At 70.8% G+C, this 12,993-nt stretch carries 12 protein-coding genes; 6 read left to right on the forward strand and 6 right to left on the reverse strand.

The window, feature by feature from the left end; genetic code table 11:
* Window positions 1-8 precede the first annotated feature (8 nt).
* Window positions 9-551, reverse strand: coding sequence for a CGNR zinc finger domain-containing protein (locus ABZ939_RS02350; RefSeq protein ID WP_361848001.1), 543 nt, complete (start codon window positions 549-551; stop codon window positions 9-11).
* A gap of 118 nt (window positions 552-669) precedes the next feature.
* Here ABZ939_RS02350 and ABZ939_RS02355 point away from each other — a divergent pair, with 118 nt between their 5' ends.
* The 5 genes from ABZ939_RS02355 to ABZ939_RS02375 all read left to right on the forward strand — a co-directional run bounded on the left by ABZ939_RS02355 (window position 670) and on the right by ABZ939_RS02375 (window position 4,348).
* Complete coding sequence (locus tag ABZ939_RS02355; RefSeq protein ID WP_361848004.1) at window positions 670-1,125, forward strand: VOC family protein; 456 nt, start codon at window positions 670-672, stop codon at window positions 1,123-1,125.
* Window positions 1,126-1,283: 158 nt separating this feature from the next.
* Window positions 1,284-2,150, forward strand: coding sequence for a pyridoxamine 5'-phosphate oxidase family protein (locus tag ABZ939_RS02360; RefSeq protein WP_361848007.1), 867 nt, complete (start codon window positions 1,284-1,286; stop codon window positions 2,148-2,150).
* The gene (locus ABZ939_RS02365) at window positions 2,151-2,627 is read left to right on the forward strand and encodes an HPP family protein (RefSeq protein ID WP_361848010.1); all 477 of its coding nucleotides are present in this window, start codon (window positions 2,151-2,153) and stop codon (window positions 2,625-2,627) included.
* Between the two features lie 9 nt (window positions 2,628-2,636).
* Window positions 2,637-3,104 (forward strand): NUDIX hydrolase, encoded by a 468-nt coding sequence (locus ABZ939_RS02370; RefSeq protein WP_361848013.1) that lies wholly within the window; start codon window positions 2,637-2,639, stop codon window positions 3,102-3,104.
* A 95-nt stretch (window positions 3,105-3,199) separates the two neighbouring features.
* Window positions 3,200-4,348: a serine hydrolase domain-containing protein gene (locus ABZ939_RS02375; RefSeq protein WP_361848016.1), complete on the forward strand. Its 1,149-nt coding sequence runs from the start codon at window positions 3,200-3,202 to the stop codon at window positions 4,346-4,348.
* A gap of 3 nt (window positions 4,349-4,351) precedes the next feature.
* On the opposite strand, the gene ABZ939_RS02380 is transcribed toward ABZ939_RS02375, so the two are convergent.
* Window positions 4,352-5,359 (reverse strand): hypothetical protein, encoded by a 1,008-nt coding sequence (locus tag ABZ939_RS02380; protein ID WP_361848019.1) that lies wholly within the window; start codon window positions 5,357-5,359, stop codon window positions 4,352-4,354.
* 198 nt (window positions 5,360-5,557) lie between these two features.
* Window positions 5,558-8,143, reverse strand: a complete 2,586-nt coding sequence (gene pepN, locus ABZ939_RS02385; protein ID WP_361848022.1) for an aminopeptidase N — start codon at window positions 8,141-8,143, stop codon at window positions 5,558-5,560.
* 136 nt (window positions 8,144-8,279) lie between these two features.
* Here pepN and ABZ939_RS02390 point away from each other — a divergent pair, with 136 nt between their 5' ends.
* On the forward strand, window positions 8,280-8,915 hold the full coding sequence (locus ABZ939_RS02390; RefSeq protein ID WP_361848025.1) for a DsbA family protein: 636 nt from the start codon (window positions 8,280-8,282) through the stop codon (window positions 8,913-8,915).
* Between the two features lie 114 nt (window positions 8,916-9,029).
* Here the strand turns inward: ABZ939_RS02390 and ABZ939_RS02395 are convergent, their stop codons facing one another.
* The 3 genes from ABZ939_RS02395 to ABZ939_RS02405 form a co-directional block, all read right to left on the reverse strand.
* Entirely contained in the window at window positions 9,030-9,674 is a 645-nt protein-coding gene (locus ABZ939_RS02395) for a superoxide dismutase (RefSeq protein WP_361848028.1), read from the reverse strand.
* A 171-nt stretch (window positions 9,675-9,845) separates the two neighbouring features.
* The gene (locus ABZ939_RS02400) at window positions 9,846-11,249 is read right to left on the reverse strand and encodes an amino acid permease (protein ID WP_361848031.1); all 1,404 of its coding nucleotides are present in this window, start codon (window positions 11,247-11,249) and stop codon (window positions 9,846-9,848) included.
* 166 nt (window positions 11,250-11,415) lie between these two features.
* Window positions 11,416-12,846, reverse strand: coding sequence for an amino acid permease (locus ABZ939_RS02405; RefSeq protein ID WP_361848034.1), 1,431 nt, complete (start codon window positions 12,844-12,846; stop codon window positions 11,416-11,418).
* Window positions 12,847-12,993 lie beyond the last annotated feature (147 nt).

Here is a 12,993-nt window from a genome sequence, read left to right on the forward strand (position 1 = left end):
CCGACGGATTAGTTGTCTTTTGTACGGGCATAGTGACGCGAGGCCTTGGCCCGGTTGCCGCAGGCCGCCATCGAGCACCACCGTCGCGTGCCATTCCGCGAGGTGTCGAAGAAGTGCAGGATGCACGCCTCGTGGGCGCAACCCCGGATGCGGTCCGGTGCGGTGCGCAGCAGATCGAGGTAGTCCCGGGCGGCGGTCCAGGCGGGGCCCCAGGCGGAGTCCTTGAACTCCGGCTCCTCGCCCGGGCCCTCGGCGGTGAGGGTGGCGCGGATGCGGCCGTGATCGAGAACGGCGTCGACGCGCGCGACGGCGGCGGGGTCGCCCGGGAGATCGGCGAGGGCGAGCAGGGCGTCCCGGGCGGCGAGCGTGTGGCGGAGGGTCGTCGCGTCGGCGGCGAAGCGCTCGTTGAGCCCGTTCGAGGTGAGCCAGACGCGCAGACCGTCGGTGTCCGTGAGCAGGTCCTGGCGTACCCCTTCCCGCATCCAGCGGGTGTTGAGCAGGTCGAGGGAGACGGGCTCGCCGAGCAGGGGCCGCGGGTCGGAAACGGTCATGACGGACACCCTCCTCGAAGAGCTAACCCCTCAAGGTTACGTGACCGGTTGCGTCATCGACCTTCTAACCTCTAAAGTCGAATTAAGAGGTTAGCCAGTCGATCAGAGGGGAACCGTCATGTCGGCGATCGGAATGCTGAACACCGGCCACATCGGCCTCAACGTCACGGAGCTGGAGCGCTCGCTCGGCTTCTACGCGGACGTCCTGGGCTTCGAACTGCTCGCCGAGGGCAAGGAGGACGGCCGGCGGTACGCCTTGCTGGGCCAGGGCGGACGCCTCGTCCTCACGCTCTGGCAGCAGGCGGGGAGCGCGTACGACTCCGGCCGGGCGGGCCTGCACCACCTCGCCTTCGAGGCCGAGTCGATCGACCGGGTCAGGGCGGCGGAGACGGCCCTGAAGGAACGCGGCACCTCCTTCGCCTACGAGGGCGTGGTCGCCCACCGCGAAGGCGCCTCCTCGGGCGGCATCTTCTTCCACGACCCGGACGGCACCCGCCTGGAGATCTACACCCCCACGGGCGCGGAGGACGCAGAACCCCCGACGAAGGACGCCCCGACCTGCGGCTTCTTCTAGCCTCCCGCCCCCCGTTGTGGGCAACTGTTCCGCATGGGGGTCCCCCCAGGACGAAGTCCTAGGGGGAGGGACGGGTGGGCACAACGCCACGAACGCGCTCACCGCGCCAAGGGCCCATACCCCGCACCCCCGGACCCGCAGACGAAAGGCCTCCGGCCATGGACCCGTACAACCCCGGCTCCCTCACCGTGCAGAACCGCGTCGGCGTCCGGGACCGCGCCGACCACATCGCCCGCTCCATCACCCCCGGCATCCGCCCCATCGCCGCCGCCTTCCTCGAGCTCCAGCCCATGCTGGTGCTCGGGGCGGCGGACGCCGACGGTCAGGTCTGGAGCACGCTCCTGACCGGCACCCCCGGCTTCGTCCGGGCGACGGGCCCGCACACGATCTCCGTCGCGGCGCCCCTGCCCACCCCCTGCGGCCCCGAAGGTGCGCCCGTGGGAACCATCGCCCTCGACCCCCGCACCCGCCGCCGCATGCGCCTCAACGGCATCGCTCGCCCCAGCGCCCGCGGCTTCACCGTCGAAGCGGAACAGGTCTTCTCCAACTGCCCGAAGTACCTCCAGAAACGCGAGCTGTACGCACCCGACCTCGACACCCCGGCCGGTGCCGCGCGGCGCGGCGGGGCGCTCACCCCCGACCAGGAGCGCTTCGTCCGCGCCGCCGACACCTTCTTCATCGCGACCGCCGCCCCCGACGGCGCGGACGCGAGTCACCGAGGCGGCAACCCCGGCTTCGTCCGGGTCGTCTCGCCCGCCGAGCTGAGCTGGCAGGACTATCCCGGCAACGCGATGTTCCTGACCCTCGGCAACCTGGAGACCGACGGCCGCGCGGGCCTGCTCTTCCTCGACTGGCACACCGGCACCACGCTCCAGCTGACCGGCCGCGCCCACACCGAGTACGGCCCCGGCGGAGTCCGTACCACCCGCTTCCGCGTCGAGCGGACCCTCGAGACCCCGTCCGCCAGCCCCCTGCGCTGGTCCCGCCCCGAGTACTCGCCCGCCAACCCACCCCTGGACTCCTGAATGGCATCCGCCCCCGCCCGCCCACATCCCCGTGCCGTCGCCACGGCCACCTCCGTCAGCGTCGCGGCGCTCCTCGCCCTCGTCGCTCTCGGCACCGTGCTCCACCAGCCCCTGCTGATCCCGCCCCTGGCGGCCAGCATGGCGCTGGTCGCCGGGGCGCCCGACCTGCCGCTCTCCCAGCCGCGCTCGGTCGTCGGCGGTCAGCTCCTGTCCGCGCTCACCGGCTTCGCCGTGCTGCTCGTCGCCGGGCCCGGACTGTGGGGCGCGGCCCTCGCCGGCGGTCTCGCGCTCGGCGTCATGATGGCGGCCCGCACCCCGCACTCGCCCGCCGCGGCGACGGCCGTGATCGTCACCCTCCAGAATCCGCCGTTCTGGAGCTTCGTCTCCCTGCTCGCCCTCGCGAGCGTCCTGCTCGTCGCCGTCGGCCTCGCGGGCGCCCGGGCCGCCGGGCGGACGTACCCGGCGTACTGGTTCTAACCTCGGGACATGAAGCAGGAGTTGAGGGTGGCGGCCTACGCCGTGTGTGTCCGTGACGACGAGATACTCCTCGCCCGCTGGGTGGACAGCGCCGGGGCCAAGCGGTGGACGCTCCCCGGCGGCGGGATGGACCACGGCGAGGAGCCGGTCGACACCGTCGTGCGCGAGGTCGAGGAGGAGACCGGGTACGTCACCGAGCCGGTGGCCCTGCTCGGCATCGACTCCATCCGGCGCGGCTGGCTGCGCCGGATCGCCGGCCCGGGTGACTTCCAGGGGCTGCGGATCATCTACGAGAGCCGCATCACCGGTGGAGCCCTGCGCAACGAGACCGGCGGCTCCACCGACCTCGCCGCCTGGCATCCCCTCGACTCCGTCCCCGACCTCACCCGCGTCGAACTCGTCGACATCGGACTCCAGTTGTGGCGCGAGCGCCCCCCGGTCGGCCGCTCCCGCCTCGCCGATCCGGCGAACGGCTGAAACTCGCTCAACCCCGGAGATCGTCCTCAACCCACCCGCCCGCACCCGGTGTCCCCTCCCGTGACCGCAGAACACACACCAGGGGAGCCCGCACCATGTCAGCTGCACGTTCCGCCCGTACCGTCCTCGCCGCCACCGCCGTGGCCGCGCTCACCGCCACCGCGCTCGCGGCACCCGCGGCCGCGGCCACCGCGCCCCGGAAGCCCGACCACGGCGCCACCCAGCAGGCCCTCGACGCGGCGGTCGAGGCGGGCGTGCCCGGCGCCGTCGCCCAGGCCCGGTCAGGTCGCGCCGGCTGGACCGGGACGGCCGGCGAGCGTGGCGGCAAGGACCACTACCGGGTCGGTTCCATCACCAAGACCTTCGTGGCGACCGTGCTCCTCCAGCTCCAGGCGGAGGGCCGCCTCGACCTCGACGACCCCGTCGAGAAGTGGCTGCCCGGCGTGGTCCGCGGCAACGGCCACGACGGCCGGAAGATCACCGTCCGCCAGCTCCTCAACCACACCAGCGGCGTCTACAGCGTCACCTCCGACCCGGGGTTCCAGGAGAAGGTCTTCGGCCCCGCCTTCCTGGAGCACCGCTACGACACCTGGACCCCGGAGCAGCTCGTCGCGATCGCGATGACCCACCAGCCGGACTTCGCCCCCGGCACCGCCTGGACCTACTCCAACACCAACTACGTCCTGGCGGGCATGGTGATCGAGAAGGTGACCGGCCGCCCGTACGGCAAGGAGGTCGAACGCCGGATCATCAAGCCGCTCCACCTGCGCGCGACCAGCGTGCCCGGCACGAACGCGGCGATGCCGAAGCCGAGTTCACGGGCGTACTCGAAGCTCTCGATCGACCCGAACGCGACGACGGTCCACGACGTCACCGAGCTGAACCCGAGCCTCGCCTACGCGGCGGGCGAGATGATCTCCGACTCCAACGATCTGCAGACCTTCTACCGGGCCCTGCTCAAGGGGAAGTTGCTCCCGAAGGCCGAGCTGCGTGAGATGACGCGGACGGTTCCTGTCAGCGCCGAGAACCTGGAGTTCCGCTACGGCCTCGGGCTGATGCAGCAGAAGCTGAGCTGCGGCAAGGAGGTGTGGGGACACGGCGGTGGCATCCACGGCTCCTCCTCGGAGGCCGTCGCCACCAGGGACGGCGAGCACTCGCTCGCCATGAACTTCAACGCCGACTGGGCGGGTGACAGCCAGGCCGTCATCGAGGCCGAGTTCTGCGGTACGGCTCCGAAGGGCTGACCCTCACCGGGGCAGGACGACGACATAGGCGGCGGGCTGCCGTTCCGACGCGGCCATCAGGGCCGTACGGACCACGGTGGCCTGCTGGTCCATCGCCTCGCGCAGCTTGCGCGGGGTGATGTGGACGACCGTGATGCCGAGCCGCTCCAGGTGCTCGCGCTTGCGGGTGTACTCCGACCACAGTGCGTCGTCGTCCTGCCGCGGCGCCCGGGTGTCCAGCTCCACCGCCACCGCCTGGTCCGGCCAGTACGCGTCGAGACCGCCGAGGTGCGGGCCGCCGGGCAGCCGCAGGTCCACGTTCCACAGCGGGTCGGGCAGGGCGAACTCCCGCACCATCTCGTACAGCCGCTCCTCCGCGATGCTCCGGCCCTCCGCGAGCAGCGAGTCCACGGCGTCCACCACATGCGGCCGGGTGAGCAGCCGTGCCCGGTTCAACTCGCGTACCACCGCTCCTGGTTCGCAGTGCCCGCCGCGCACCGCCTCGGTGAGCAGTCGGCGTACCACGGCCGCGTCGGTCAGGCAGGACACGGCGTCGGCGAGGGCCCGGGCGACCGGCGCGACCGCCACCCCGGTGATCTCCAGAGGCTCGGGCATGTCCTGGGCGCGCACCACCCGGGCCCAGGACGTGGACCGCAGCCGTCGGGCGCGGGGCACCAGGACGTCGATCCGGTCCAGGGAGAGCAGCGGGGGAGCGGACGAGAAGCGGTGCAGGGCGAGCGCGGCGAGCCCGGTGATCATCGGGTCGGGGCTCTGGGAAGGCACGGCGGCGGAGCGGCGGGCGTAGAGGAGCGCGGCCTGCAGCCGGTCCTCGCTGGTGGGCTGCCCGGGGTGCAGCAGGAAGACGCCGGGGAGGATCTGCTGCCATCCGCCGCCCGGCCGGCAGTGCTCGGAAATCTCGGCGCCGGACAGTCCCTGCGCGCGCAACTGGGCGCCGGACAGGACGCGTTGCCGGTTCTCCGGGGCGGGGGAGACGGGGAGCGGGCGGGGGCTGATGGGGGTGTTGTGGTTCATGTCGGGGGTCTTCCGCTCCCCGAGCCCCCGCTAACCGCTGTTACAAGCGCGTCGCCAAACCGGGACATCCTCGCCCTAAAGTACGCGCGTTCGACTGCCGATGAACGGTGCCGCGTCGGGCCCGGTGCGGCGGGTCCAGCCCTGCCCTCCCTCCCCCCAGGACGACGTCTTGAGGGGAGGGAGGGCACAGGGAGGGTGTCAGGCGCCGGCGTCGCAGGCCTGCCCGCGCAGCGCCCGCGCCAGGTCGTCCCGGCCCTCCAGGACCAGGCGCCGCAGCGCCGGCGCGGCCGACTCGTGCGCGGCGAGCCAGGCGTCCGTCGAGGCCAGGGCCTCCTCGCCCAGGAGACCCGGGAACAGGCCCCGCACCACGTCCATGCCGATCTGGATCGAACGCTCGGCCCACACCCGCTCGATCGCCGCGAAGTACCTCTCGGCGTACGGCGCGATCAGCTCCCGCTGGGAGGGCTGGACGAAGCCCGCGATCGTCGCCTCCACCAGCGCGTTCGACAGCGTGTCCGACTCGACGACCTGCGCCCAGGCCTGTGCCTTGACCGCCGCGGAGGGCCGGGCCGCCAGACAGCGGACCTGGTGGCGCTTGCCGGTCGCCGTGTCGTCCCGGGCCAGTTCCTCGCCGATCCGCGCCTCGTCGGCCCGGCCGTGCGCGGCCAGCGGCTCCAGGAACGACCAGCGCAGCTCCTGGTCGACATCGAGACCGTCGATCTTCGCCGTACCGTCGAGCAGGCCCTCGAGCAGCTGGAAGTCCGCGTCGGAGTCGGCGACGGCCGCGAAGAACCGCGCCCAGGTCAGCTGGTGCTCGCTGCCCGGCTCGGCCACGCGCAGCTCGCGCAGCCCGCCCTCGGCGAGCAGCCGGCCGCCCTCCGCGCGCCACTCGGGCGCCGCGTAGTGCGTGACCGCCGACCGCGCCCAGGCGTGCACCATCTGCAGCACGCCGATGTCCGTCTCGCGGCCCGCGAAGTCGAGCACGACCGCCACGAAGTCCCGGGCCGGCATCAGTCCGTCCCGCGTCAGGTTCCACAGCGCCGACCAGCACAGCGCCCGCGCCAGCGGGTCCGTGATGTCGCCCAGGTGCGCCCGCAGGGTCGCCAGCGAGCCCTCGTCGAAGCGGACCTTGCAGTAGGTCAGGTCGTCGTCGTTGACGAGCACCAGGTCGGGCCGGGCCGACCCGGCCAGCTCGGCCACGACCGTCCGTGCCCCGTCGACGTCCACCTCGGCCCGCGCGTACCGCACGAGCTCGCCCTCCACCGACACCTTGTACAGACCGACGGCGGCCCGGTGCGGGCGCAGCTCGTCCCCGCCCTGGACGACGGCCAGCTCGGTGATCCGGCCCTCGGCGTCGTACGTCACCACCGGCGTCAGCGTGTTGACGCCCGAGGTCTGCAGCCAGGACCGCGACCAGGCCTTCATGTCGCGCCCGGAGGTCTCCTCCAGGACCGACAGCAGGTCGGCCAGTCGCGTGTTCCCGTACGCGTGGCGCTTGAAGTAGCGGCGCGCGCCCTCCAGGAACGCGTCCCGGCCCGCGTACGCCACCAGCTGCTTCAGGACCGAGGCGCCCTTGGCGTACGTGATGCCGTCGAAGTTCAGCTTGGCGTCCTCCAGGTCACGGATGTCGGCCGTGATCGGGTGCGTGGACGGCAGCTGGTCGGCGCGGTACGCCCACGACTTGCGGTTGTTGGCGAAGGTCACCCAGCTGTTGGTGAAGCGGGTCGCCTCCGCCAGCGAGAAGGAGCCCATGAAGTCGGCGAAGGACTCCTTCAGCCACAGGTCGTCCCACCACACCATGGTGACCAGGTCGCCGAACCACATGTGCGCCATCTCGTGCAGGATGACGTTCGCCCGGCGCTCGTACGCCGCCTGCGTGACCTTGCCCCGGTAGATGTACTCCTCGCGGAAGGTCACCATGCCGGGGTTCTCCATCGCGCCGAGGTTGTACTCGGGGACGAAGGCCTGGTCGTACTTCCCGAAGGGGTACGGGTAGTCGAAGTTGTCGTGGAAGAAGTCGAAGCCCTGCTTGGTGATCAGGAAGACGTCGTCCGCGTCGAAGTGCTTGGCGAGCCCCTTGCGGCACATCGCGCCGAGCGGGATCTCCAGCTCGGTCCCGTCGGCCAGGGTGCGCTTGTAGGTGTCCGTGACGTAGTGGTACGGCCCCGCGACGACGCAGGTGATGTACGTCGAGATCGGCGCCGTCTCCGCGAAGCGCCACACGCCGTCGGCGCCCTGCTCCCCGGCGCCGTTGCTCCACACGGTCCAGCCCTCGGGGGCGGCGACCTCGAAGCGGTGGGGGGCCTTCAGATCGGGCTGCTCGAAGGTGGCGTACACGCGGCGGGCGTCGGCCGGCTCGTACTGCGTGTAGAGGTAGACCTCGCCGTCCTCCGGGTCGACGAAGCGGTGCATGCCCTCGCCGGTCCGGCTGTAGGCGCACTGCGCGTCCACCACCAGCACGTTCTCGTCCGCGAGGCCGTCCAGTGCGATCCGGGAGCCGTCGAAGACGGTGGCCGGGTCCAGCGCGCGCCCGTTCAGCTCGACGGAGGTGACGGCGGGGGCGATCAGGTCGACGAAGGTGGTGGAGCCCGTGCCGGTACGGCGGAAGCGGATCGTCGTCACCGAGCGGAAGGTGCGCACCCTCCCCCTGCCTTCGGCGGGGGTATCCCCATCCCCGGACTCGCCGACCGCCGAGCGCAGGTCGAGGGCGACCTCGTACCTGTCGACGGACAGCAGCGCGGCCCGCTCGCGGGCCTCGTCGCGGGACAGATTCTCACCGGGCACGGTCACTCCTTCGTGGCGCGTTCGAAACAGCACCGATCCTCCCATGTGCGGCTGACACACGGCACTCGGGGAATGCCCTCGCCGACCGATGGCGTTGCTCCCCTTGGCGCATAGAGACCCGTCCCTGAGGAGTGACATGTCCGAGAGCAGGACCACCGCCGACTTCTGGTTCGACCCGCTGTGCCCCTGGGCCTGGATGACGTCCCGCTGGATGCTGGAGGTCGAGAAGGTGCGCCCGGTCGACGTGCGCTGGAAGGTGATGAGCCTGGCCGTCCTCAACGAGGACAAGCTGGACGAGGTCCCGGCCGAGTACCGGGAGATGCTGGAGACCAAGGCCTGGGGCCCGGTCCGTGTGGTGGTCGCGGCCCAGCAGCAGCACGGCGACGAGGTCGTCGGCAAGCTCTACACGGCGCTCGGCACCCGCTTCCACAACAACGGCGAGGGCCCGACGCGCGAGGCGATCTCCGCGGCCCTCGCGGACGTCGGCCTGCCGGCCGATCTCGTGGACTACGCCGACAAGGACACCTACGACACCGAGCTGCGCGCCTCCCACAAGGAGGGCATCGAGAAGGTCGGCCAGGACGTCGGCACGCCGGTCATCTCGGTCCCGGGCGCGGACGGCGACCACGTCGCCTTCTTCGGCCCGGTCGTGACGCCGACCCCGCGCGGCGAGGCGGCGGCCCGGCTGTGGGACGGCACACTGCTGGTGGCGTCGACGCCCGGCTTCTACGAGATCAAGCGCACGCGGACGGCGGCGCCGAGCTTCGAGTAGGACCCCTCGAGCCGAACGACCCCCGCGAGTCCTGTCCTCGCGGGGGTCGTTCCTTTTTCCGCCTGCGACGTGAAGGTTGAGAAGACGATCACGAGCAGGACGAGCGGGGGCCGATCAGATGGAGATCAGCGGGACGGACGTCTTGGCGGCCTGGTAGCGCTTGTTCACGTCCTGCCAGTTGACGACCTGCCACATGGCCTCGATGAAGTCCACCTTCTGGTTCTTGTACTGCAGATAGAAGGCGTGCTCCCAGGCGTCGAAGACCAGCACCGGGATCGAGCCCTGGCCGACGTTGCCCTGGTGGTCGTAGACCTGCTCGACGATGAGCCGGCCGCTGATCGGCTCGTACGCGAGGACGCCCCAGCCGGAGCCCTGGGTGGTCGCGGACGCCTTGGTCAGCTGGGCCTTGAACTTCGCGAAGGAGCCGAAGGACTCGGTGATCGCGTCCGCGAGGTCACCCACGCCGTCGGCGGCCAGCGGCTCGCCACCGCCACCGTCCTTCGGGCTGTCCATGTTGTTCCAGTAGATGCTGTGGAGGATGTGGCCGGAGAGGTGGAACGCGAGGTTCTTCTCCAGGCCGTTGATCGCGCCCCACTGCTCCTTGTCGCGCGCCTCTTCCAGCTGCTCAAGGGTGTCGTTGGCGCCCTTGACGTAGGCGGCGTGGTGCTTGTCGTGGTGCAGCTCGATGATCTGCGGATTGATCACCGGCTCCAGCGCCGCGTAGTCGTACGGCAGTTCCGGAAGTGTGTAGATCGCCATATTCCGAGCCTCTCGCTGCTGCTGCTTATTGCAACCTATATGCAAGTGCAGGCTAACAGCAGCAGTGCCGCGAAGTTGATCAGTCCTTCGTCGTAGGTCCCGGGCCGGACACGGCGGAACCCCCGGACCGCGGGGCGCGGGCCGGGGGTTCCGGGGGGAGGGGGAGCGGTGTCAGGCGTCCTGGCGCGCCGCCCCCGCCTTCTGGCGGACGATGCCGATGACGGCCAGCACCACGGTCATGACGCCCGTCGCGTACAGCTGCACGCGGGTGCCCTCCTCGCGGGCCATCAGGAAGAAGATCACCGCCATACCGGCGAGCGCCACCCAGGTGAGGGCCGGGAAGGCCCACATCCGCACGACCAGCTTCTCGGGTGCCTCGCGCTCCAGTCGGCGGCGCAGCACCAGTTGCGAGGCCGCGATGAAGATCCAGACCACCAGGATCACGCCGCCGATCATGTTCAGCAGCCACGGGAAGATCGTCTCGGGGGACCAGTAGTTCAGGCCCACGCAGACGAAACCGAAGAAGCAGGACGCGAGTACGGCGAACCGCGGCACACCGCTGGAGACCGTGCCCAGCACCTTCGGGCCGAGGCCGCGCTTGACCAGCGAGAAGGCGATGCGGGAGGAGCCGTAGATGTTCGCGTTCATCGCGGACAGCAGGGCGATCAGCACCACGATGTTCATGATCTGGCCGGCTGCCGGAATGCCCAGCTGGTCGAGAGCGGCGACGTACGGGCCCTTCTCGGCGACCGCCTTGTCGTTCCACGGGACCAGCGTGACGATGACGGCCATCGAGCCGATGTAGAACAGCGAGATGCGCCACATCGCGGTCCGCACGGCCTTGGCGACGCCCTTGACCGGGTCCTCGGACTCGGCGGCGGCGATGGTCACGGTCTCCATGCCGCCGTACGAGAACACCGAGGCGAGCAGGCCGATGACCAGGCCCTCGCTGCCGTTCGGCAGGAGGCCGCCCTCGCCGAAGAGGTTGGTCGTGCCGGGGGAGTCGGTGCCGGGCAGGACACCCAGGATGGCGAGCACGCCGAGGCCGAGGAAGAGCGCGATCGCGCCGACCTTGAGGGCGGCGAACCAGAACTCGAACTCGCCGAAGTTCTTCACGGCCGCCAGGTTGGCGCCGCAGAAGATCAGCATGAAGAGCGCGACCCAGGCCCACTCGGGCGTGCCGGGCAGCCAGCCGGTGACGATCTTCGCCGCGCCGATGCCCTCCAGGCCGACGGCCACGCTGAGCAGTACCCAGAACGACCAGCCGGCGGTGAATCCGGCCCAGGAGCCGAACGCCCGCTCCGCGTGGGAGGAGAACGAGCCGGAGGACGGGTACGCGGCCGACATCTCGCCCAGCATGCGCATGACGAGCATGACCAGCAGGCCGGACAGCGCGTACGCGAGGACGATGGACGGTCCGGCGGCGGCGATGCCGGCGCCGGAGCCGACGAAGAGGCCGGCGCCGATGACGCCACCGAGGGCGATCATCGAAAGGTGGCGTTGCTTGAGCCCGTGCGACAGGGTCGCGTCGTCTTCCTTGCGGTCGACGGGCGGGGGCGCGGTGGTCCGGGACATGAACCTGCCCTGTTCGGGGAGGAGGCGGGGGGACGCGCCACAGTCTGTGGGGGTGTACCGCTCACAGGGAACGGATGTCCGCTATACGGGCACGAGCTTCACGCAACGTGAAGATCTCGTGTCGTTTCGTACGCGCTGGTAGGTCCAGCCCCCGCTCCAGAGGGCCTCAGCGCCGCCGGTCCCGCAGCTCCCGCAGCCACGCCACCAGCAGGACGGCCCCGGTGGCCGCGCTCGACCACAGCACCTGCGGCCGCGCCCCGTCGTCGGTCAGCATCAGCACCAGGACGGCCCCCATCGCGGCCAGCGCCGTCCACGTGAGCCAGGGGAAGCCCCACATCTTCAGCGTCAGGGTCTCCGGCGCCTCGCGCTCGATCCGGCGGCGCAGCCTCAGCTGGGAGACCGCGATCAGGCCCCAGACGAAGAGGAGTACGGCGCCGACCGCGTTGAGCATGTAGAGGAAGACCGAATCCGGCCACTGCAGATTGAGCAGTACGGAGACGAAACCGAAGGCCACCGACGCGAGCACCGCCCGGCGCGGTACCCCTCCCCCGCTCTCGGCTTCGCTCGAGCGGGGGGACCCCCGTCCCGAGATCTTCAACAACCCCTTCGGGGCCTCACCGCGCTCGGCGAGCGAGAAGATCATCCGCGAGGAGCCGTAGAGGTTGGCGTTGAGCGCCGACAGCAGCGCCACGAAGACCACGACGTTCATGATCTGGCCGGCCGAGGGAACCCCGATGGCGTCGAGCACGGCGACGTACGGCGACTGACCCGGCTTCATGGAGGTCCAGGGCAGCAGGGTCACGATGACCAGCATCGAGCCGACGTAGAAGAAGAGGATCCGCCACACCGCGCTGCGCACCGCGCGGGCCACGTTGCGCGCCGGGTCGTCCGACTCGGCGGCGGCGATCGTCACGACCTCCAGACCGCCGAAGGCGAAGACCACGGCGAGGACGCCGGAGACCACGCCCTCCCAGCCGTTGGGCAGGAAGCCGCCCTGGCCGGTCAGATTGGTCATCCCCACCGGTTCCGTGTCGGGCAGCCCGCCGACGATCGCCAGCGTCCCCAGGATCAGGAAGAGGACGATCGCGCCGACCTTGAGCGCGGCGAACCAGAACTCGAACTCGCCGAAGTTCTTCACCGCCGCGAGGTTGGCGACGGTGAACACGATCATGAAGACCAGGACCCAGCCCCACTGCGGGACGCCCGGCACCCAGCCGTGCGCGATCCGCGCCGCGCCCGTCGCCTCCACCGCGAGGACGACGACCAGCAGGAACCAGTACAGCCAGCCCACCGAGAAGCCCGCCCAGCGGCCGAGCGCCCGCTCGGCGTGGACGGAGAAGGCGCCCGAGGCCGGCATGGCCGCCGACATCTCGCCGAGCATCCGCATGACCAGCATCGCGAGCGTGCCCGCGATCAGATACGAGAGGACGATGCCGGGCCCGGCGACCGCGATCCCCGCGCCCGAGCCGACGAAGAGTCCGGCCCCGATCACCCCGCCGAGCCCCAGCATCGTCAGATGACGCTGCTTCAGCCCGTGGGCGAGCGGCTCCGATTCGGGAGCGAGGGGAGCCGTGGCGACAGGAGGTGCGTCGTGCATGAGGGGGCTCGTGCCTTCGGAAGTGTTTATGGAGAACCCACAGTCTCGCTGCTGATCGCCCTCTGGCGCAAAAAGGACCTCTGTCCAGCTCTTCCTCGTGACAAGCGTCACGTGGCGCGAGGCATGGATCCCGTTCTTTGTCCGATC

The organism is Streptomyces sp. NPDC046712, from assembly GCF_040645695.1.
Lineage (GTDB): Bacteria > Actinomycetota > Actinomycetes > Streptomycetales > Streptomycetaceae > Streptomyces.